Below are 20,184 nucleotides of genomic sequence, written 5' to 3'. Positions count from 1 at the left end.
AGGCCGCGAACCCGGAGTCCGCGGCCTTTTCGCATTGCGTGGCAGTCGTGCCGTTCGGTCGAGTTCGGAAACTCAAACCCCGAACGAAGAACCGCACCCGCACGTCGTCACGGCGTTCGGGTTGTCGATCACGAACTGTTCGCCCGAGAGGCTTTCCTTGTAGTCGATCTTGGCGCCGACGAGGTACTGGTAGCTCATCGAGTCGATGAGGAGCGTCACGCCGCCCTTTTCCATCACGGCGTCGTCGGGGTTCTGCACTTCATCGAACGTGAAGCCGTACTGGAAACCCGCGCAACCGCCGCCCTGCACGAAGACGCGCAGCTTCAGGTTGGGGTTGCCCTCTTCGTCCATGAGGCTCTTCACCTTCGCGACGGCGGCGTCCGTGAAGTTGATGGGATCGGGAATGAGCTCCGGAACGTCTTCGGTCGGAGCGGTGGTGTTCATTTCTTCCGTCATGCTTGCGAATTCCTTCTGCGTGCGGGACCCGCGCGGGGTCCCCAACGGGGTGATGCGACGTCGATCGATCGAAGTCGAACCACCGAAAAAATCAGGATTCAATCGTACACGAAATCCCTCGGTCCGCGCGAGACTCTCGGACGGGTTTCGACGGCCGACATGCAACGAAAAAAACGCCGCACCCCGACTTCGGGATACGGCGTTTTCGAGGCTTGTCGACGGATCGGATTCGAAAGATCCGATCCGCGAGAGCACGAGGTCCGATTAGCGCTTGCTGAACTGCTTGGCGCGGCGGGCCTTGCGGAGACCAACCTTCTTACGTTCGACTTCGCGGGCGTCGCGCGTGACGAGGCCGGCGTTCGACAGAACGGACTTGAGGCCTTCATCGTAGTCGATGAGGGCGCGCGTGATGCCGTGACGGATGGCGCCGGCCTGGCCGGATTCGCCGCCACCGTGAACGTTCACGGTGATGTCGAACGTTTCGACGTTTTCCGTGAGTTCGAGCGGCTGCATGACGACCATGCGGCCCGTTTCGCGGTTGAAGTACTGTTCGAGCGAGCGACCGTTGATCACGATCTTGCCGGTACCGCGCTTAATGAAGACGCGAGCGACCGAGCTCTTGCGACGGCCGGTGCCGTAGTTGTAGTTGCCGATCATCTTTCAAGCCTTTATTAGAGGTCGAGGACCTTGGGTTGCTGGGCGGTGTGCGGGTGTTCGGCACCGGCGTAGATCTTGAGCTTCTTGATCATGGCGTAGCCGAGGGGGCCCTTCGGAAGCATGCCCTTGACGGCGATTTCGAGCGCGCGGCCCGGGTGCTTCGCCTGCATTTCCTTGAAGGTCGTTTCGTAGATGCCGCCGGGGTAGCCCGTGTGGCGGTAGTACGTCTTCTTGCCCGCCTTTTCAGCGGAGAGAACGAGCTTGTCGGCGTTCACGACGACGATGAAGTCGCCCGTGTCGACGTGGGGCGTGTATTCGGGCTTGTGCTTGCCACGAAGGCGCAGAGCGATTTCCGCGGCGAGGCGGCCGAGCACCTTTTCACTGGCATCGACCACGAACCAGTCGCGCTTAACCTCAAGCGGCTTGGCCGAGAAGGTCTTCATTGCGTTTCACCTAATTGGTTGCTGTTGACAGGTTCGCACGCCGGCGGATGGCGCCGCCACAACGGGTGCGTTTCCTGCAACGAAAACTAAAACGATAGGATCTGCGTCGGAGCAGCCGTCAACGACCGCGCTTCCTCCGTGATCCCGAGAACAGTTTGGTATACCGACTCCACGCAGTTCGCGGCGCCAGTGGAAAATGATGGGGAAGCAATCCGCGACGCAAAGTCAGGGTGCGGATTTTATCTCAAGGTCTCTCAGATGTCCACCGAAAGGGCCGATTTTTTCACGCCCCGAGCCCGAGCCCCTTGACGTAGGAGGCGATCCCCGAGAGCGCCATCTGCGTGGCCATCATCGCGAGGATGAGACCAGTCAGGCGTTCGATCGCAAGCGTCACCTTATCGCCGAGCTTCTTCTGGAGCCACTCCGCCGCAAGGAGCGTCACGCAGCTCACCACCATCGTGATGACGACGATCAGGCCCCACTCGGGCATGCGCGAGGGGTCGCTCGCCGCGAGCATCATGATCGTGGCGAGCGTCGACGGCCCCGCGAGAGCGGGAATCGCAAGCGGCACGATGAGGGGCTCTCCCCCCGGCGTTTCGCCGAAGACCCCGTCCTTCGTGGGGAAGACCATGCGAATCGCCATCAGCATGACGATGACGGAACCCCCGATACTGAGCGCCGCGTCCGTGAGCCCGATCGACTCCAGGAAACTCCGACCGAAAAACATCGCGAGCAGAAGCGTCACCATCGCGATGAGACACTCCCGGATCAGTACGATCGGGCGACGGTTGTTGGGCACCGTCTTCAGGCAGGCAAGCGTAATGGGGATGTTGCCGAGCGGGTCCGCCATGAGAACCATCAGCATGAGCGCGCCCCAGAAGCCGTACTCCATGAGTGAGAACCTCGGAAAAAGAACGGCGCGCGCGGGGCGCCGTCCGAACACGAAAAAGAAAATCGGGGCGCTTCATGCACCCCGACCACCGACGTGCGGCGGGAAAAGAACGTTCTTTCCCGCCGACCATCCGTCAAGCATCGCACGCACCGCGACGAACGAGCGCCGGATACACTACACATTTACCCGTTCGTCGCGGCACGGCGATTCTGCAAGGCCCTCGGGCCTTTTACTTTTCGGCCTTCCCGTCCTTTTCGGCTTCGACCGCTTCGACCGCCTCAACGACTTCGGCGGCTTCGACCTTTTCAACCGTTTCGGGAGCCTCGACGGCCGCTTCCGCCTTCGCTTCGACGGGCTCGGCGGCTTCGGTCGCGGCAACGACGGCGGCCACTTCCTTTTCGACTTGGGCTTCGCCCGCAAACGCGGCGCGCACCTTCGGCAGGAGTTCGTTCGTGCGGGCTTCGTTCATCTGGCCGAGGCGCAGACGACGGAAGAGCACGTCTTCGGCCGTACGGGCGGCTTCGAATTCGCGGCAGTAAAGCGCGTAGGCGACGACCTTGTCGTCCGCGGCGTCGGAGCGTTCGGCTTCGACTTCGAGCGCGGCCGGATCCCACGTTTCGTCGTTGAGGATCGGGAGAGTCTTCGTCACGCAGAGGCGCGGCGCCACGAGGTGACGCAGGGTCGCTTCCGTCATGGCGTGTTCGGCCATCTTGCGGTAGGCCGTCCACTTGCCGCCCGTCACGGTGATCATGTTACCGAATTCGGGCAAGACGGCGTGTTCGCGCGAGACCTTGGCCGTCCCGCCCGCCGAACCCGTCGCCTGCGGGTTGAAGAGCGGACGCAGACCCGCAAAGGTCGCCTTCACGTCGGCGCGGGTGATGGGCTTGTCGAGGTAGCCCGAGGCCGTTTCGATCATGAAGTCGATTTCTTCGTCGCTCACCTTCGGATCGAAGTCGGCTTCGCGCTGTTCGACGTCGGTCGTGCCGACGAGGAGCATTTCATGCCAGGGAATGGCAAAGAGCACGCGGCCGTCGCGCGTCTTCGGGATGAGCATGCCGGTTTCGCCCGGCATGAAGGACTTGTCGAGCAGGATGTGCGAGCCGCGCGAAACCTGCACGAGGGTCGACGCTTCCGGATCGACCATGCGGCGGATCGGATCGACCCAGGCACCCGCGGCGTTGAAGACCATCTTCGTGCGGATGCGGAATTCTTCGCCCGTTTCCTTGTCGGTGGCCGTGACGGACTGGATCCAGCCGCCGCGGTATTCGATGCCGGTGACGGGCATGTAGTTGAGGGTGAGCGCACCCTGGTCGTGCGCGGTGCGCATGAGGGCCACCGCGAGACGCGCGTCGTCGAACTGACCGTCGTAGAACTGCACGCCACCCATGAGGCCTTCGGCCTTCACGCCGGGGAGTCGCGACATGGTTTCTTCGCGCGAAAGGCTGCTCGTTCGGCCGATGCCGTAGCCGCCGTAGGTCATGGCCGCGTAGATGCCGAGACCGACCGTGTAGAACTCACGCTCCCACTTCTTGTAGCAGGGGAGGATGAAGGGCTTCGAGTGCACGAGATGGGGCGCGTTCTGGATGAGCAGACGGCGTTCCTTGAGCGCTTCGCGCACGAGCCCCCAGTCGCGGGGGTTCTTCATGTAGCGAACGCCCCCGTGAATGAGCTTCGTCGAGCGCGAAGAGGTACCCGCGGAGAAGTCCTGCGCCTCGAGGAGCACGACCTTGAGGCCGCGCGACGCGGCGTCAACCGCGATGCCCGTACCGGTGGCGCCGCCCCCGATCACAACGACGTCCCAGAGAACGTCTTCACGAAGCTGCGCGAGCATATCCTCGCGGACGATGGGTTTCACATCAGACATGGTCATTGGTTCCATTTGCGGGCCCGCCCGACGGCACGGGTCCATTGGTTCATCAAAGTGTCTCGTTGATCCTGGCTCATCGCGGGTTCGAACACCCGATCGACGCGCCACATCGAAGCGATTTCGGAACAGTCGGTCCAGACGCCCGTAGCCAGCCCCGCGAGGAAGGCCGCCCCGAGGGCGGTCGTTTCCGTGATGGCCGGCCGAATGACGGGAACGCCCGAAATATCGGCCTGAAACTGCATGAGAAGGTTGTTGCGGGAGGCGCCCCCGTCAACGCGAAGCTCTTTGAGCGGCGTGTGCGCGTCGCGCTGCATCGCATCGAGCACTTCGGCGCACTGGAAAGCGATCCCGTCCAAAGCCGCGCGCGCGATGTGGGCGCGGGTCGTCCCGCGCGTAAGCCCCACGATGAGGCCGCGCGCGTCCGAGTCCCAATGCGGGGCGCCGAGCCCGACGAAGGCGGGCACGAGGTAGACCCCGTCGCTGTCGGGGACGCTGCGCGCCAGGCTTTCGATTTCCTCGGCGGACTTGAAAAACTGCAATCCGTCGCGAAGCCACTGCACGACCGCGCCCGCGATGAAGACGCTCCCTTCGAGCGCGTATTGGGTGGGGTCCTCGTCGAGACGCCACCCCGCGGTGGCAATCAGTCGGTGAAGGCTTTCGCGCGGCGTTTCGCCCACGTTCATGAGCAGGAAGCCGCCGGTGCCGTACGTGTTTTTCGCGCACCCCGGCTCGAAGCACGCCTGCCCGAAGGTGGCCGCCTGCTGGTCGCCCGCCACGCCCGCAATCGGGATGGGAGCGCCGAAAAGTTCCGGATCGGTATAGCCGAGCACGTCCGAGCTCGGCACGATTTCGGGGAGAAGCGTCTCGGGCACGTTGAAGAGCTGCAGGAGTTCGTCGTCCCACTGGCCCGTGCGCAGGTCGCAAAGGAGCGTGCGGCTCGCGTTCGAGACGTCCGTCGCGTGCAGGGCCCCGCCCGTCAGCTTCCACATGAGCCACGTGTCGATCGTGCCGAAGGCGAGTTCGCCGCGTTCGGCGCGCGCACGCGCGCCCGGCACGTTGTCGAGCAGCCAGGCGATTTTGGTGGCGGAGAAGTAGGGGTCGATGCGAAGACCCGTTTTGCCCGTCACCAAGGGCGCCTCGCCCGCGCTCATGAGCGCTTCGCAGACGTCCGACGTGCGGCGGTCCTGCCAGACGACGGCCGGTGCAATCGGCACGCCCGTGCGGCGGTCCCAAATGACGGTGGTTTCGCGCTGGTTCGTCACGCCCACGGCAGCGACTTCGCTCGCCGAAACGCCCGCCTTGCGCAGACACGCACGCGCCACCGCGAGCTGCGTATTCCAGATTTCTTCGGCATCGTGCTCGACCCGACCGGGTTGCGGATAGTACTGCCGGAACTCCATCTGCTCGAGAGCCACGACCTGAGCGCGTCGATTGAAGAGCAACGCTCGGGAACTCGTCGTGCCCTGATCGAGAGCAAGAACGTACGTCGTCATGCGCGGAGCCTCACGTAGAAAAAGCGGGGGGCGTTGAAACAAAAAAAGGGGCGGAGAGCCCGACGGAAGACGGAGCGGCGCTCTCATCCTTTCGGAGGATGCCGTCCATCCCGATAGTTTAGCCGAGGCCGCCTTCGTGCGACCTTAAGAATCGACGGGCATCTGCGAAAACGGCGCCCCGGCGCGAAGTTCTTCTTCGCGCGGGAGCGCCGCGTGCATGGTGCCTCTCGAAGCGGGCTCCGATGCCGTTATTCGGCCTTCGGCGCCGCTTCGCGGGCTTCTTCGGCGTCGTCCTCGTCGTCGGCCTCTTCGGCGACGGCCTCTTCGGCCCCTTCACCGTAGCTCGACTCTTCGTCGTCTTCGAGATCCGTTTCGGCAAAGAGGGTCGCGGCCGTGTCGGGCGTCACCGTTTCGGCTTCTTCCTCGGCGGGCTTCTTCACGAGGTCGGCCGCCGTCAGGACGAGGCGCAGGAACTTGTTGACGTCTTCGGCGCTCTTGAAAAAGTCCGCGATGTCGGCGTCGAGCTTCACCACGGCCTGCTTGGCGAAGTCGCTGCGTTCGGCAAAGCGGCGCGTTTCGAAGGCGCGGGCGCGCGGGCCAGAGCGCTGACCGAAGTCGGCGCGTTCCTTACCGAAAGCGCGCGGGCCCTTGCGGAAGTCGCCGCCGCGGCGGTCGGAGCGATCGGAACGGTCCGAACGATTGCCGAAGCGGCGTTCGCCGCGTTCCGCGCGGTCGGAGCGCTCGAAGCGGTCCGTGCGTTCGAAGCGTTCGAAACGGTTCGGGCGTTCGGCGCGATCCGTACGATCGGAACGTTCGAAGCGGCCGAAACGATCCGAGCGATCGGAACGATCGGCGCGGTCCGAGCGCTCGAAACGGTCGAAGCGATCCGAGCGGTCCGAGCGTTCGCGGCGGTCGTCGAACGAACGACGGGGGCCGTTGCCCTGCCAGGGTTTGCGATCCATGTTGGAATTCCTTGAGGTGAGTCGGAGACGCCTTGCTTCAGTAAAAGCCGAAAAGCGCGTCTCGGATGAAATGAATACGGGTGTGGGGCGGAAAAACTCCGTCGGGCCCCCCGTTCTCGGGGCACGAAGCCGGTCGGGCGACCGGCCGGAGCGAGTCGGACGGACGGCGTCGGGTCCGACCAGCGGCGCGTCGCCGCATGAAAACGCCCTCTTAAACGAACGGTGCGCATTTTAAGAGATAACGCCGCGGGGCGCGAGACGAATCTTGAGGTTCTCTGGCCTGAAACAAGTGTTTGCGTAAAGTTTTTTGCCGACCCCGCCGTCTCGCTACACTTGAATCAAAGGAGGGACGAAAGGGCGAGGTGTTCAACCCCTCGGACTTCCCGATAACAATACAAAAACTACAAAGTGAGGTTTCTATGACCGTTCAGACTGTTTTCCATGGCATCAACCGCTCTGCCGCCGTTGAAACGGCCGTCGCCGAAAAGTGGGAAGCTCTCAAGCGCTTCGACCAGCAGCTCACCGACTGCAAGGTGACCGTCACGCAGGAAGGCCACCAGACGATCGGCGCCTTCACCGTGCGCATCGACCTCATGGCCTCGGGTCACCCCGTCATCGTCAACCGCACGAACATGGACGTCATGGCCGCCCTGAACGAAGCATTCGACACGGTGCGCCGCTCCGTCAAGGAAGAAGCCGACAAGCGTCGTCAGCACTAAACGAACGAGAGAGGGCGGGCGCAGCGACGCCCGCTCGAAAAATCGGCTTCGGGCTCCGGACCCGAGGTCGATTTTTTTTGCCCCCGCGAAACGCGAACGCCGCGAGCCCGGAAAACCCAAAAAGCCAAAAGCCCGCCGAGCGCTAACTCGACGGGCTTTGAAATTGGCGTCCCCACGGGGATTCGAACCCCGGTACCGACCGTGAAAGGGTCGTGTCCTAGGCCTCTAGACGATAGGGACCTTGTTCTTGGTGGAGGATAGCGGGATCGAACCGCTGACCTCTTGCATGCCATGCAAGCGCTCTCCCAGCTGAGCTAATCCCCCGGTCAACGAGAAGAGTAATTCTAGCGTGGTTCTGCGTATTTGTCAACTGGAACCCGTTGCTCCGGCACCCTGTTTTTTCGGCGGTGCTTCCACCTCGACCCAAAGCTCCCGCTTCGAGGAAGTGTTGGCGTCCCCACGGGGATTCGAACCCCGGTACCGACCGTGAAAGGGTCGTGTCCTAGGCCTCTAGACGATAGGGACACGAAAAAACGTTGGTGGAGGATAGCGGGATCGAACCGCTGACCTCTTGCATGCCATGCAAGCGCTCTCCCAGCTGAGCTAATCCCCCACTCGGGCGTGGATTGCAAAAAGCAACCCTCTCATAAATAGCCGAAAGCCCGCCGAGCGCTAACTCGACGGGCTTTTATACTGGCGTCCCCACGGGGATTCGAACCCCGGTACCGACCGTGAAAGGGTCGTGTCCTAGGCCTCTAGACGATAGGGACCTTATCTTGGTGGAGGATAGCGGGATCGAACCGCTGACCTCTTGCATGCCATGCAAGCGCTCTCCCAGCTGAGCTAATCCCCCGTTGTCTTGAGAGAGTTGAATTATGCCGAGTCTTTTTCGTTTTGGCAAGAGCAGAATCCCGAATTCTTACACTTTTTTACATTTGCCGATTTTTACGCCCCGGCCCCCCGGGGGCGGCGCCCTCGGGCGGTGCGCTCCGTAGAATGGTTCCTACCGCAGAGGGACGGGCTCGGGCCCCCTATCCTCTCAACAACTTTCATCCTAAGAGGACGATCTTGACGACATCGAGCAAAGCGCCGCGCCACGAAGTGGCGGGCGACGAGGCCGGGCGAACGATCCGCATTCGCGGCGCCCGTCAAAACAATCTCAAAGGGTTCGATCTGGACATCCCCGTCGGGGAGTTCACGGTCGTCACGGGGCTCTCGGGCTCGGGGAAAAGCTCGCTGGCCTTCGACACGCTCTACGCCGAAGGGCAGCGCCGTTACGTCGAAACCTTTTCGCCCTATGCGCGTCAGTTCCTCGACCGCATGAACCGACCCCACGTCGACGCGGTCGAGGGGGTTCCCCCGGCGATTGCGATCGACCGTTCGGGGTCGGTGCGCACCTCGCGCTCAACGGTGGGGACGATGACGGAGCTCAACGACCACCTGAAGCTCCTGTTCGCGCACGAGGCCGAGCTTTTCTGTCCGGACTGCGGCGTGCCCGTCCCCGACTTCAATCCCGACGTCATTTGGGAGGACTTCGGCCGCACGGCGGCGACGCTTCCCGAAGGGGAGAACGCACGTCTTTACGTGACCTTCGCCGTAAAGGTTCCGAAGGAGCTTCCTTTGGAAACCGCGCTTTCGGGGCTCTCCGCCCAGGGCTTCACCCGCATCGTCGAAGAGGAACGCCGCCCCGACGGCTCCACCCGTCTCGTCGTCGCCGCGGACCGCTTCAAGTGGGGAAGCGTCGAGAGGAGCCGCGCCGTCGAAGCGATCGAAACGGCGCTCGAAAAGGGCGTGGGCGAAACGACCCTCTACGTCGAGCGCGACGGTCGATTCGAAGCGCTTCGCACCTACCGGCGGGGGCGCGTCTGCCCCGCGTGCGGCCGACGGTTCTCTTCGCCCGCACCGAACCTCTTCAGCTTCAATTCCGCCGTGGGCGCCTGCGAAAGCTGCCGCGGCTTCGGGCGCATCATCGAGACCGACATGTCGCTCGTCATTCCGGACACGTCGAAGACGCTTGCGGGCGGCTGCATTCGCCCCTGGCAGACGAAGACGAACGCCGACTGTCAGGCGGACCTTCTGCGCCATGCGAAGGCGCGCGGAATCGATGTCCATACGCCCTTCGAAGAACTTTCCGAAGCCGATCGCACCTGGGTGATCGAGGGCGACCCCGACTGGTCGGGCGACTGGAAGCGCCAGTGGTACGGCGTGCGTCACTACTTCGAGTGGCTCGAGACGAAGAGCTACAAGATGCACGTGCGCGTACTCCTCTCGCGCTACCGCTCCTACACGACCTGCCCGGACTGCAAGGGCTCGCACCTCAAGGGGGAAGCCCTCGCGTGGCGCTACGGCACGCTCGACGAGCGTCGCGCCTGTCCGCCCGAGAATTTCCCCGTGCCGGGCGCGCGGCTTTCGCCCGAAGCGAGCAACGAACTTCCGGGCTTCAACTTTCACGAACTCATGACGCTTCCGATCGGGCGCCTCGCCGCGCTCTTCGAAGCGCGCCTCAAGCGCGACGACCTCGACGAAGCACACCGCCTGCTCCTTGACGAAATCACGGCGCGGCTCGGGTTCCTGCGCAACGTGGGTCTTTCCTACCTCACACTCGACCGGCAGGGCCGCACCCTCTCGGGCGGCGAAGTCGAACGCGTGAACCTCACGACGGCGCTCGGCACGAACCTCGTCAACACGCTCTTCGTGCTCGACGAACCGTCGATCGGTCTGCACCCCCGCGACATGGACCGCGTCAACGGCGTTTTGCGCCGTCTGGCCCGAGCGGGCAACACGCTCGTCGTCGTCGAGCACGATCCTCAGGTGATGTTGGCCGGCAACCGCCTCATCGACCTCGGTCCGGGCGCGGGTCGCGCGGGCGGCCAAATCGTCTTCAACGGCACCACCCGCGAGGCGCTTGCCGCCTCCACGCTCACGGCCGACTACCTCTCGGGGCGCAAGCGCATCGCGCGCCGCACGCTCGAGGTGACGGACGCGACGCCGCGGCTTACGATCGCGCACGCGACGAAACACAACCTCAAAGACCTCACGGTCTCGTTTCCGCTCGGGCGCTTCGTCGCCGTGGCGGGTGTTTCGGGCTCCGGCAAGTCGACTCTCGTGGCCGACTCGCTTGTGCCCGCGCTCTCGCGCAAGCTCGGCCTGGCGGTCGCCGCGGAAGCGGGCGGGGAAGAGCTCTCGGGGACGATTCCTTCCGACGTCGTCTTCGTCGACCAAAGCCCCATGGGGACCACCACCCGCGGGAACCCCGTGAGTTACGTGGGCGCGTTCGACGTGATCCGCAACATCTTCGCCATGACGCCCAAAGCCGTCGCGAAGGGCTTCACCCGCGGCGACTTCTCCTTCAACGGCGGGCGCGGGCGCTGCCCGCGGTGCCTCGGCTCCGGGACCGAGCACGTCGAGATGCAGTTCCTCTCCGACGTCTATCTCCCCTGCCCCGAATGCAACGGCCGACGCTACCGCGACGAAATCCTCGAAGTCACCGCGACGCTCGCGGACGGGAAGGACTATTCGATCGCCGACGTTCTCGAATTCACCGTCGATCAGGCGGTGGAGCTTTTCGCAAAGCACCCCGCGGTGGGCTCGTCGCTCTCGTACCTGAGGCTCGTCGGTCTCGGCTACCTCACGCTCGGGCAGCCCTTGACGACGCTTTCCGGGGGCGAGCGGCAGCGCCTCAAGCTCGCCGCCCACCTCGCCGAAGGGATCGCCGGGCGCAAGAAGTCGAAAACGGGGAAGCTCTTCGTCTTCGATGAACCGACGACGGGGCTTCACTTCGCGGACATCGACCGACTCGTCGACGTCTTCGACCGGCTCATCGCGCTCGGGCACACGGTGCTCGCGATCGAACACAACCTCGACGTCCTCAACAACGCCGACTGGGTGATCGAACTCGGGCCGGAGGGCGGCGACGAAGGGGGCGAACTCGTCTTCGAAGGGACGCCCGACGCAATGGCGGCCGCGGGCACCTTGACGGGCGAAGCGCTCTCCGCCTGGCGACGGGCGCTTGAGGGCGACGCGAGCCGCGAGAGTTTCTTCAACCTGCCGCCCCTCGAATCGCCCCGAACGGAAGACGCCCCGTGCGAAGAAATCCGCGTCGAGGGCGCTCGCGAGCACAACCTCAAGAACGTCACCGTCGCGCTGCCGCGCGACCGCTTTACGGTCGTCACGGGCCCCTCGGGCTCCGGCAAGTCGACGCTTGCGTTTGACATCGTCTTTGCCGAGGGCCAGCGCCGTTACCTCGAAAGCCTCAACGCCTACGCCCGCTCCATGGTGCAGCCGCCGCCCGTTCCGGACGTCGACGCCGTGCGCGGGATTCCCCCCACGGTCGCGATCGAGCAGCGTACGAGCCGCGGGGGCCTGCGCTCGACGGTGGCGACCATGACGGAAATCCACCACTTCCTGCGACTCCTTTACGTGAAGCTCGGCACGCAGTACTGCCCGGACTGTCACGTACCCGTCGAACCCCAGAGCCCCGAAGAGATTCTTCAGAGCCTCGGGCGGGACTATCCCGGACAGGACGTGACGCTCCTCGTGCCGCTCGTTCGCAACCGCAAGGGGATCTTCCGCGCCGAGATGGAAAGCGCCCGCTCGATGGGCGTCACGCGTCTGCGCATCGACGGCACGTACGTCGACATCGCGGAGCGCATCCCGACGCTTGCGCGCAACAGCCTGCACACGATCGAACTGCCCGCCGCAACGCTCGGGCACGCCATGAGCGGGTCGGAGCGCGCGGGGGTGCTGCACGACGTCTTCACGCGCTTTGACGCGCCCTCGATTTTGGCGCTTGCCGACAGCGACGCCGAACCGCGTCTCTACTCGGTGAAACGCGCCTGCCCGATTTGCCGCCGCAGCTTCCCCGAGCTCGACTCGCGCCTCTTTTCCTACAACGCCGCGGCGGGCGCCTGCCCCACGTGCTCGGGCTACGGCTTCGTGACGGAGACGATCCGCAAGGCCGTTCGCAAGGGGGTGGCCTTCAAGGACGAACTCGGCGACGACGACGAAGTGCGCACCGTGTGCCCGGACTGCCACGGCGCGCGCCTGAACGAAGCGGCCCGCAACGTGCTCTGGCACGGCGAGCCCATCCAGGCCGTGAGCGGCAAAACGATCGACGAGGCGGAAGCCTTCTTCGCGTCGCTCGAGCTCACCGACCGCGAAGCGGCGGTGGCGCGCGACGCCGTGGCGGAAATCCGCTCGCGACTCCACTTCCTGAAGCGCGTCGGTCTCGGCTACCTCACGCTCGAGCGCAGCGCCCCGACCCTCTCCGGGGGCGAAGCGCAGCGCATTCGTCTGGCCGCCGAACTCGGCACCAATCTGCGGGGCGTCTGCTACGTACTCGACGAACCGACGATCGGTCTGCATCCGCGCGACAACGACATCCTGATCGACGCCATCGAAGACCTCACCCGCAAGGGCAATACCCTCCTCGTGGTCGAACACGACGAAGAGACCATCCGTCGCGCGGACCACGTGCTCGACATCGGTCCGGGAGCGGGCATTCGCGGAGGCCGGGTCGTCTCCGAAGGGACCGTGGCCGAAATCAAGGCCGACCCCGAGTCCGTGACGGGGCGCTACCTCAAGAACCCGATCGTGCACACGGGGATCCCCGCGCGTCCCGTGGATCCGGAGGATCCCGAGACCGCCTGGCTCACGCTCCGCGGCGTTGAAAAGAACAACCTCAAGCTGGAGAGCGTACGCATTCCTCTCGGGCGCCTCGTCGTCGTGACGGGCGTTTCCGGCTCCGGCAAGTCGACCCTCTCGCGCGAAGTGCTCTTTGCGAACGCGAGCCGCAACGTGAAGGTCGCGCCCGAAAAGCGCGTCTGGACGGACGTCGAACGCATCGACGGGCTCGATGCGATCGATCGCGTCCTCGAAGTCGACCAGACGCCGATCGGGAAGACCCCCCGTTCGTCGCCCGCCACCTACGTGGGCTTTTTCGATCAGATCCGCAAGGTCTTTGCGGGTACGGTCGAAGCGCTCGGGCGCGGTTACACGGCAAGCCGCTTCTCCTTCAACAACGCCGAAGGCTCCTGCCCCTACTGCTCGGGCCAAGGGCTGCGCACGATCGAAATGTCGTTCCTCCCGAACGTCAAGGTGCCGTGCGAAGCCTGCGAAGGGAAGCGCTTCAACCCCGAGACGCTCAGCGTCACGTGGAAGGGAAAGACGATCGGCGACATCCTCACGATGGAGGTCGACGAGGCGGTCGAGTTCTTTGCCTCCATGCCCTCGATCGCGCATCCCCTGCAACTCATGCAGGACGTGGGGCTCGGCTACCTCACGCTCGGTCAGCCCTCGCCCACGCTCTCGGGCGGCGAAGCGCAGCGCATCAAGCTCGTGACGGAACTTGCCAAAGCACATGCGGCACCGGGCCGCGTTCGCCGCGCGGCTCCGAAGACCCTCTACGTTCTGGACGAACCCACCATGGGGCTTCACATGGCCGACGTCGAGAAGCTGATCGGCGTCCTTTCGCGCCTCGTCGAAGCGGGGAACACGGTCCTTGTGATCGAGCACAACCTCGACGTTGCGGCCGAGGCCGACTGGGTGATCGACCTCGGGCCCGAAGGCGGAAGCGCGGGCGGGCGCATCGTCGGTGAAGGCTCGCCCCGCGACATCGCGGCGCTTCCCACCCATACGGGCAAGGCCCTCAAAGCGTTCCTGAAGGCCCACGCCCGCAAGAAGAGCAGGAGCCGCGCGAAAAGCGCCTGACGCTTGAGCCCGGCATCAAAAAGGGTGGCCCGAAAGGGCCGCCCTTTTTGCACTTTGTCATCTCCGCGAAAGCCTCAGCGCTTTTCCACCCAGTAAAGAGCGCAGGCCGCCGCGACGAGCATCACGACCGTCGGCGCGAGGCTTGCCGCCAGAGGCGACCAGGTGTTGAGAACGCCCAGGTACGCGAAAAGGTTGTTCATCGCGTAAAAGACGATCCCGATCATCACGCCGCCGAAGATCTTGATCGCCACGCCCCCCGCACGCGCGTTCATGTAGGCAAAGGGCATGGAGAGCGCAAGCATCACGAGAATCGCAAGCGGGTAGAAGACCTTCGACCAGAAGGCGATTTCGTACTGTTCCTTCTGCTGGTTGGTGCGCTCCAGGTGCTTCAGGTACCGATCCAGATCGCGCATCGACATGTCGGCGGGTTTCGTCGTCATAACGCCCAGGATCTCGGGTCCGAGCGAGGACTTCAAAAAGAAGTCTTCGGCGGGTTCCGTCACGATCCGGGCGTCGGTGGGCTCGGTCGATCGGGGGTCGACGTCGGGGTACGTCACGGCCACGGCGTCGTGGAGCCACCAGCCCTTACCCTCTTCGAAGTGGGCGGAGTCCGCACGGATCATGCGCATGAGCTTCCCTTCGGGCGAAAATTCGAAGAGACGCCAGGCCCCCGTCGCGTTGCTTTCGCCCGCAATGAGGTTGCTCACGTTGATGTAGCGGTCGACCTCTTCGCCGCGCACGTTCGTCGTCACGTCGCGCACCCAGACGCCCGAGGCGTAGCCGCGGGCCCGCAGGGTGGCGTTGCGCTGCAGCGTTTGCTGCTCCTGCGCGTAGCGCTCCGACCAGGGCGAGAGGAATTCGCCCACGCCATAGGTGGCCGCAACAAGGAGCAACCCCGGCAAGAGAAGCGAGAGCGCCATGCGGGCGGGCGACATCCCCGCCACGCGCAGCACCGTGTACTCGGACGAGGCGGACCAGCGCGACATCGTATAGACCGCCGCCAAGAGGACCGCGAGCGGCATCACTTCGTAGATGCGGTCGGGGAGCACCAGGACCGTCATCAGAAGCGCAAAGCTCATCGGGTAGTCTTTGCTCACGTCGTCGAGCTGTCCGATCAACTCGAAAAACGCGAAGATCGCTACGAGGGCCGTCAGGACGAACAAGGTCGAGACGAGAATTTCTTTGGTGAACTGTCGGGTAATGACGCGCATGGCGTTACGCCTCCTTCTTCGGACGTCGGGCGGCAAGAATTTCTTTGAGTCTCCACCAGGAGCACCAGGCGGGAAGCCACCGCATCATGTAAACACGACGCACGTAAAGGAGCACCGCCAGAAGGAACGCGGTGCCGTTGAGTCCGATCAACCCCGTCCAGAACGAAATCGTCTCGTGCGACACCCAGCTTTCCGTGATCGACACCCCGTTCAAGTAGAGGATGAAGATGAGGGCGGCGAGGATCAGGTTGAGGCTGCGCCCCGCACGGGGACTCGTGCAGGAAAGGGGTACGGCGAGGAGAACGAGGTTCAGGGCCGCCAGGGGCCAGGAGAGGCGCCAGAGGAGCTCCCCTTGGAATTCGGGCGTGGGGCTTGCAAGGAGCACCGTGAGGGGCTGACTCGAGACGCGCGAAGCCCGGAACGTCTGATCGACCTTGATGTCGACGCGGATCCCGTAGGTGTCGAATTCGAGCACGCGGGTCTGCGCGGAATCCTTCTGCGTTTCGTAGCGACGGCCGTTGTTGAGGACGATGTAGCGGTCGCCCTCTTCGTTGATTTCAATCGAGCCGCCTTCGGCCATCACGGTCGACTCTTTGTCGAGACCCGCTTCGGCCACGAAAATGCGTCCCACGCGGTTCGGGGCATCGCCCGCCGACTCGATGAAGAAAACCCGGCGACCGCCCATCGTTTCGATGAAACGCCCCGGAGCAATCGCATTCACTTCGTCACGCTGCTGATACTGCGTGCGGATCATTTCCGTCTGAGACCGCGCCCAGGGCGAAATGAAGAGCGACAAAAGCGCGATGACCGCCACGAGCGGAAGCGCGAAGCGCAAAACGGGGCCGATCCAGGAGAGGAGCGACCGGCCGCCCGAGGAAAACCAAACCACCATTTCGTTGTCCTGCCACCAGCGCATGAGCGTCATCAGCACGGCCGCAAAGAGCGACACCGCCAAGAGGGGCGGCAGGTTCGTGAGCGCGTTGTAGAGCACCATCTGCAGGACCGCCGCGTTGTCGATGCGTCCGCCCGCGGCAAGGCTCAGGATGCGCACCATGCCGACGGCAATGACGATGGTGAAGAGTACGGTGAAGACCCCGCCCGCGCTGTTGGCGAATTCGGAGACCTGGGAACGCTTGAAGATCATGAGTGTCGTCGTTCGAGTTCGATCGGCAACGAGTGGGCTGCCCGTTGTCGCGAAGCGCACGGGCCGCCCCCTCCGTCGCCTTGAAGGGTGTCTCGATTGTAGTCGAGAACCGGAGCGGTTCGTCCTCTCAAGAGTTTTCAGACAAAACAAAAACCCCCGGCACCGAAGTACCGAGGGTTCTTGAATGGGGAGTCTGGCGATGTTCTACTTTCACCGGAAATACAACCGACTATCATCGACGCTAAGGCGTTTCACTGTCCTGTTCGGAATGGGAAGGAGTGGGGCCACCTCGCTATGGTCGCCAGACAAAACTTTGAATTTTGTACGGAATCGAAATGAAGCGGGCTGCGATGCCCATCGATTTCGAAGTTCTCTCCGACAGGAGAAAAGCTTCACGGTTATAGGATCAAGCTGCACGAGCAATTAGTATTGGTTAGCTCAACGCCTCACAGCGCTTACACACCCAACCTATCAACGTCCTGGTCTCGAACGACTCTTTAGGGAGGTCAAGCCTCCAGGAAGACTTATCTTCAGGCAAGTTTCCCGCTTAGATGCTTTCAGCGGTTATCTCTTCCCGACATAGCTACCCGGCGATGCCACTGGCGTGACAACCGGTACACCAGAGGTCAGTCCACTCCGGTCCTCTCGTACTAGGAGCAGCCCCCGTCAATCTTCCAACGCCCACGGCAGATAGGGACAAAACTGTCTCACGACGTTTTAAACCCAGCTCACGTACCTCTTTAAATGGCGAACAGCCATACCCTTGGGACCGGCTACAGCCCCAGGATGAGATGAGCCGACATCGAGGTGCCAAACACCGCCGTCGATATGAACTCTTGGGCGGTATCAGCCTGTTATCCCCAGAGTACCTTTTATCCGTTGAGCGATGGCCCTTCCATACAGAGCCACCGGATCACTATGACCTACTTTCGTATCTGCTCGACTTGTCGGTCTCGCAGTCAAGCACGCTTTTGCCATTGCACTATCAGCACGATTTCCGACCGTACCTAGCGTACCTTCGCACTCCTCCGTTACCCTTTAGGAGGAGACCGCCCCAGTCAAACTGCCTACCATGCACGGTCCCCGATCAGGATGACTGACCTAGGTTAGAACCTCAAACAAATCAGGGCGGTATTTCAAGGACGACTCCGCGAGAACTGGCGTCCTCGCTTCACAGTCTCCCGCCTATCCTACACAGATCGGTTCAAAGTCCAATGCAAAGCTACAGTAAAGGTTCATGGGGTCTTTCCGTCTAGCCGCGGGGAGATTGCATCATCACAAACACTTCAACTTCACTGAGTCTCAGGAGGAGACAGTGTGGCCATCGTTATGCCATTCGTGCAGGTCGGAACTTGCCCGACAAGGAATTTCGCTACCTTAGGACCGTTATAGTTACGGCCGCCGTTTACTGGGACTTCGATCAGGAGCTTGCACCCCATCAATTAATCTTCCAGCACCGGGCAGGCATCACACCCTATACGTCGACTTTCGTCTTTGCAGAGTGCTGTGTTTTTAGTAAACAGTCGCAGCCACCGATTCTCTGAGACCTCTTCACGCTCCGGGTGTTTCTCCCTTCACGCTACCAAGGCACACCTTATCCCGAAGTTACGGTGTCAATTTGCCGAGTTCCTTCTCCTGAGTTCTCTCAAGCGCCTGAGCATATTCAGCTCGCCCACCAGTGTCGGTTTGCGGTACGGTCCCGCCAAGCTGGAGCTTAGAGGCTTTTCCTGGAAGCACATCCAATCACTTCGGTTCCGTAGAACCTCGATCCTTCGCCTCGGAAATTCGTCGACGGATTTGCCTGTCGACTTCCTACGCTCGGAAACCGGGACTTCCAACACCCGGATGATCTTCAATACTCCGTCCCCCCTTCGCACTTGGCGGCGGTCAAGGAATATTAACCTTGTTCCCATCAGCTACGCTTCTCAGCCTCGCCTTAGGGGCCGACTCACCCTGCTCCGATGAACGTAGAGCAGGAAACCTTGGGCTTACGGCGAGCGGGCTTTTCACCCGCTTTAACGTTACTCATGTCAGCATTCGCACTTCCGATACCTCCAGCAACCTTTGCAAGTCACCTTCGCAGGCTTACGGAACGCTCCCCTACCACGCACATTGCTGTGCATCCGCGGCTTCGGTTATTGACTTAGCCCCGTTACATCTTCCGCGCAGGAAGACTCGATCAGTGAGCTATTACGCTTTCTTTGAAGGATGGCTGCTTCTAAGCCAACTTCCTGACTGTCTTAGCCTTCCCACTTCGTTTTCCACTTAGTCAATATTAGGGACCTTAGCCGGCGGTCTGGGTTGTTTCCCTTTTGAGTCCGGACGTTAGCACCCGGTGCTCTGTCTCCCGTGCTCAAACTTCCAAGTATTCGGAGTTTGCCATGGTTTGGTAAGACGCCATGTCCCCCTAGCCATAACAGTGCTCTACCCCCTGGAGTCATACACGAGGCACTACCTCAATAGTTTTCGGGGAGAACCAGCTATCTCCAGATTTGTTTAGCCTTTCACCCCTATCCACAGCTCATCCGCTAATTTTGCAACACTAGTCGGTTCGGTCCTCCAGTGTGTGTTACCACACCTTCAACCTGGCCATGGATAGATCATCTGGTTTCGGGTCTACGCCCAACGACTGAATCGCTCTGTTCGAACTCGCTTTCGCTGCGCCTCCCCTATACGGTTAAGCTTGCCATTGAACGTAAGTCGCTGACCCATTATGCAAAAGGTACGCAGTCACCCCTTACGAGGCTCCTACTGTTTGTATGTATGCGGTTTCAGGATCTATTTCACTCCCCTCCCGGGGTTCTTTTTACCTTTCCTTCACAGTACTGGTTCACTATCGGTCGATCACGAGTATTTAGCCTTGGAGGATGGTCCCCCCGTCTTCAGACAGGATGTCACGTGTCCCGCCTTACTTGTCGTGTTCTTAGTACCATGACTGCGATTTCCCGTACGGGGCTGTCACCCTCTATAGCCGAACTTTCCAGATCGTTCCGGTATCGAAGTCATTATCAAACACAGGGCTTCTCCGATTTCGCTCGCCGCTACTTTCGGAATCTCGGTTGATTTCTTTTCCTGCGGTTACTTAGATGTTTCAGTTCACCGCGTTCGCCTTCATAACCTATGTATTCAGTTATGAATACCTGTAAAACAGGTGAGTTTCCTCATTCGGAGACCTGTGGATCAAAGCTTATTTGCCAGCTCCCCACAGCTTTTCGCAGGCTGTCACGTCCTTCATCGCCTGTGATCGCCAAGGCATCCACCACATACACTTAGTCACTTGATCCTATAACTCTGAAGCCTTTTGCCTTCAAAGCTACAAGCAACCTGTAACGTGTTTCGCTGTTTCTCTGATTTATGTCGGTTCTTGAGAACTTCATGAAATCAAATGAATGCAATCACAACCCTCAACTGCTGCATCTCCGACCCTCTCATCAAGAGCCGGCGCATTCAGTTGAACGCTTCATTTCTTTTCCAAATTTTTAAAGAACATTCCTGTCTTCGAAAATCATTTCAACGACACGGATAAGTGTGAACACCGTGAAGAGCGGCAGGCCGTTCGGACTTGCTCTCTTTAAAGGAGGTGATCCAGCCGCACCTTCCGGTACGGCTACCTTGTTACGACTTCACCCCAG

Annotated in this window: 11 protein-coding genes, 6 tRNA genes and 3 rRNA genes (1 of these 20 running past the window's edge); 2 read left to right on the top strand and 18 right to left on the bottom strand. The window is 62.0% G+C overall.

Features of this window, described 5'->3' with window-relative positions; translation table 11 throughout:
• Positions 1-72 precede the first annotated feature (72 nt).
• From erpA to S6FBBBH3_RS01910, 7 genes are all read right to left on the bottom strand, one after another.
• Complete coding sequence (gene erpA, locus S6FBBBH3_RS01940; RefSeq protein WP_120177782.1) at positions 73-444, bottom strand: iron-sulfur cluster insertion protein ErpA; 372 nt, start codon at positions 442-444, stop codon at positions 73-75.
• Between the two features lie 276 nt (positions 445-720).
• On the bottom strand, positions 721-1,113 hold the full coding sequence (rpsI, locus tag S6FBBBH3_RS01935) for a 30S ribosomal protein S9 (protein WP_120176176.1): 393 nt from the start codon (positions 1,111-1,113) through the stop codon (positions 721-723).
• Between the two features lie 14 nt (positions 1,114-1,127).
• Positions 1,128-1,556, bottom strand: a complete 429-nt coding sequence (rplM, locus tag S6FBBBH3_RS01930) for a 50S ribosomal protein L13 (protein ID WP_120176175.1) — start codon at positions 1,554-1,556, stop codon at positions 1,128-1,130.
• Positions 1,557-1,839: 283 nt separating this feature from the next.
• Positions 1,840-2,448 carry a MarC family protein gene (locus tag S6FBBBH3_RS01925; protein WP_120176174.1) on the bottom strand — a complete coding sequence of 203 codons (609 nt, stop codon included), beginning with the start codon at positions 2,446-2,448 and terminating at the stop codon, positions 1,840-1,842.
• A 229-nt stretch (positions 2,449-2,677) separates the two neighbouring features.
• A complete protein-coding gene (locus S6FBBBH3_RS01920; protein ID WP_120176173.1) occupies positions 2,678-4,318 on the bottom strand; it encodes a glycerol-3-phosphate dehydrogenase/oxidase in 1,641 nt (546 codons plus the stop codon).
• Complete coding sequence (glpK, locus tag S6FBBBH3_RS01915; protein WP_120176172.1) at positions 4,315-5,808, bottom strand: glycerol kinase GlpK; 1,494 nt, start codon at positions 5,806-5,808, stop codon at positions 4,315-4,317. The genes S6FBBBH3_RS01920 and glpK overlap by 4 nt, the downstream gene beginning before the upstream one ends.
• A gap of 248 nt (positions 5,809-6,056) precedes the next feature.
• Entirely contained in the window at positions 6,057-6,770 is a 714-nt protein-coding gene (locus S6FBBBH3_RS01910; RefSeq protein WP_120176171.1) for a hypothetical protein, read from the bottom strand.
• A gap of 419 nt (positions 6,771-7,189) precedes the next feature.
• Between S6FBBBH3_RS01910 and S6FBBBH3_RS01905 the strand changes: the two genes are divergently transcribed.
• Entirely contained in the window at positions 7,190-7,489 is a 300-nt protein-coding gene (locus S6FBBBH3_RS01905; RefSeq protein WP_120176170.1) for an HPF/RaiA family ribosome-associated protein, read from the top strand.
• Positions 7,490-7,653: 164 nt separating this feature from the next.
• Here S6FBBBH3_RS01905 and S6FBBBH3_RS01900 read toward each other — a convergent pair.
• From S6FBBBH3_RS01900 to S6FBBBH3_RS01875, 6 genes are all read right to left on the bottom strand, one after another.
• Positions 7,654-7,729, bottom strand: a tRNA-Glu gene (locus S6FBBBH3_RS01900).
• 8 nt (positions 7,730-7,737) lie between these two features.
• Positions 7,738-7,813: transfer RNA gene (locus S6FBBBH3_RS01895), tRNA-Ala, on the bottom strand.
• A gap of 125 nt (positions 7,814-7,938) precedes the next feature.
• Positions 7,939-8,014: transfer RNA gene (locus S6FBBBH3_RS01890), tRNA-Glu, on the bottom strand.
• Between the two features lie 12 nt (positions 8,015-8,026).
• Positions 8,027-8,102 (bottom strand) — tRNA-Ala (locus S6FBBBH3_RS01885).
• A gap of 81 nt (positions 8,103-8,183) precedes the next feature.
• A tRNA-Glu gene (locus S6FBBBH3_RS01880) sits at positions 8,184-8,259 on the bottom strand.
• A 7-nt stretch (positions 8,260-8,266) separates the two neighbouring features.
• Positions 8,267-8,342: transfer RNA gene (locus S6FBBBH3_RS01875), tRNA-Ala, on the bottom strand.
• Positions 8,343-8,557: 215 nt separating this feature from the next.
• Here S6FBBBH3_RS01875 and uvrA point away from each other — a divergent pair.
• On the top strand, positions 8,558-14,197 hold the full coding sequence (uvrA, locus tag S6FBBBH3_RS01870) for an excinuclease ABC subunit UvrA (RefSeq protein WP_232008810.1): 5,640 nt from the start codon (positions 8,558-8,560) through the stop codon (positions 14,195-14,197).
• A 74-nt stretch (positions 14,198-14,271) separates the two neighbouring features.
• On the opposite strand, the gene lptG is transcribed toward uvrA, so the two are convergent.
• From lptG to S6FBBBH3_RS01845, 5 genes are all read right to left on the bottom strand, one after another.
• Entirely contained in the window at positions 14,272-15,408 is a 1,137-nt protein-coding gene (lptG, locus tag S6FBBBH3_RS01865; protein ID WP_120176168.1) for an LPS export ABC transporter permease LptG, read from the bottom strand.
• Positions 15,409-15,412: 4 nt separating this feature from the next.
• Positions 15,413-16,552, bottom strand: a complete 1,140-nt coding sequence (gene lptF, locus S6FBBBH3_RS01860; RefSeq protein WP_120176167.1) for an LPS export ABC transporter permease LptF — start codon at positions 16,550-16,552, stop codon at positions 15,413-15,415.
• 191 nt (positions 16,553-16,743) lie between these two features.
• A 5S ribosomal RNA gene (gene rrf, locus S6FBBBH3_RS01855) occupies positions 16,744-16,858 on the bottom strand.
• A 96-nt stretch (positions 16,859-16,954) separates the two neighbouring features.
• A 23S ribosomal RNA gene (locus tag S6FBBBH3_RS01850) occupies positions 16,955-19,835 on the bottom strand.
• Between the two features lie 290 nt (positions 19,836-20,125).
• A 16S ribosomal RNA gene (locus tag S6FBBBH3_RS01845) occupies positions 20,126-20,184 on the bottom strand; it runs 1,476 nt beyond the window's last position.
• Together the 16S, 23S and 5S rRNA genes form the textbook arrangement of a ribosomal RNA operon.

The sequence above is a fragment of the Sutterella megalosphaeroides genome (assembly GCF_003609995.1).
Classification (GTDB): domain Bacteria; phylum Pseudomonadota; class Gammaproteobacteria; order Burkholderiales; family Burkholderiaceae_F; genus Sutterella; species Sutterella megalosphaeroides.
The sequence above is the reverse complement of the archived record's forward strand: the minus strand, read 5'-3'. Positions and strand labels throughout refer to the sequence as shown.

Excerpts from the sequence above, each read along its gene's own strand:
- rplM (WP_120176175.1), bottom strand. The coding sequence starts at position 1,556 with ATGAAGACCTTCTCGGCCAAGCCGCTTGAGGTTAAGCGCGACTGGTTC.
- rpsI (WP_120176176.1), bottom strand. The coding sequence starts at position 1,113 with ATGATCGGCAACTACAACTACGGCACCGGCCGTCGCAAGAGCTCGGTC.
- S6FBBBH3_RS01905 (WP_120176170.1), top strand. The coding sequence starts at position 7,190 with ATGACCGTTCAGACTGTTTTCCATGGCATCAACCGCTCTGCCGCCGTT.
- glpK (WP_120176172.1), bottom strand. The coding sequence starts at position 5,808 with ATGACGACGTACGTTCTTGCTCTCGATCAGGGCACGACGAGTTCCCGA.
- S6FBBBH3_RS01925 (WP_120176174.1), bottom strand. The coding sequence starts at position 2,448 with ATGGAGTACGGCTTCTGGGGCGCGCTCATGCTGATGGTTCTCATGGCG.
- S6FBBBH3_RS01910 (WP_120176171.1), bottom strand. The coding sequence starts at position 6,770 with ATGGATCGCAAACCCTGGCAGGGCAACGGCCCCCGTCGTTCGTTCGAC.
- erpA (WP_120177782.1), bottom strand. The coding sequence starts at position 444 with ATGAACACCACCGCTCCGACCGAAGACGTTCCGGAGCTCATTCCCGAT.
- lptF (WP_120176167.1), bottom strand. The coding sequence starts at position 16,552 with ATGATCTTCAAGCGTTCCCAGGTCTCCGAATTCGCCAACAGCGCGGGC.
- lptG (WP_120176168.1), bottom strand. The coding sequence starts at position 15,408 with ATGCGCGTCATTACCCGACAGTTCACCAAAGAAATTCTCGTCTCGACC.
- S6FBBBH3_RS01920 (WP_120176173.1), bottom strand. The coding sequence starts at position 4,318 with ATGACCATGTCTGATGTGAAACCCATCGTCCGCGAGGATATGCTCGCG.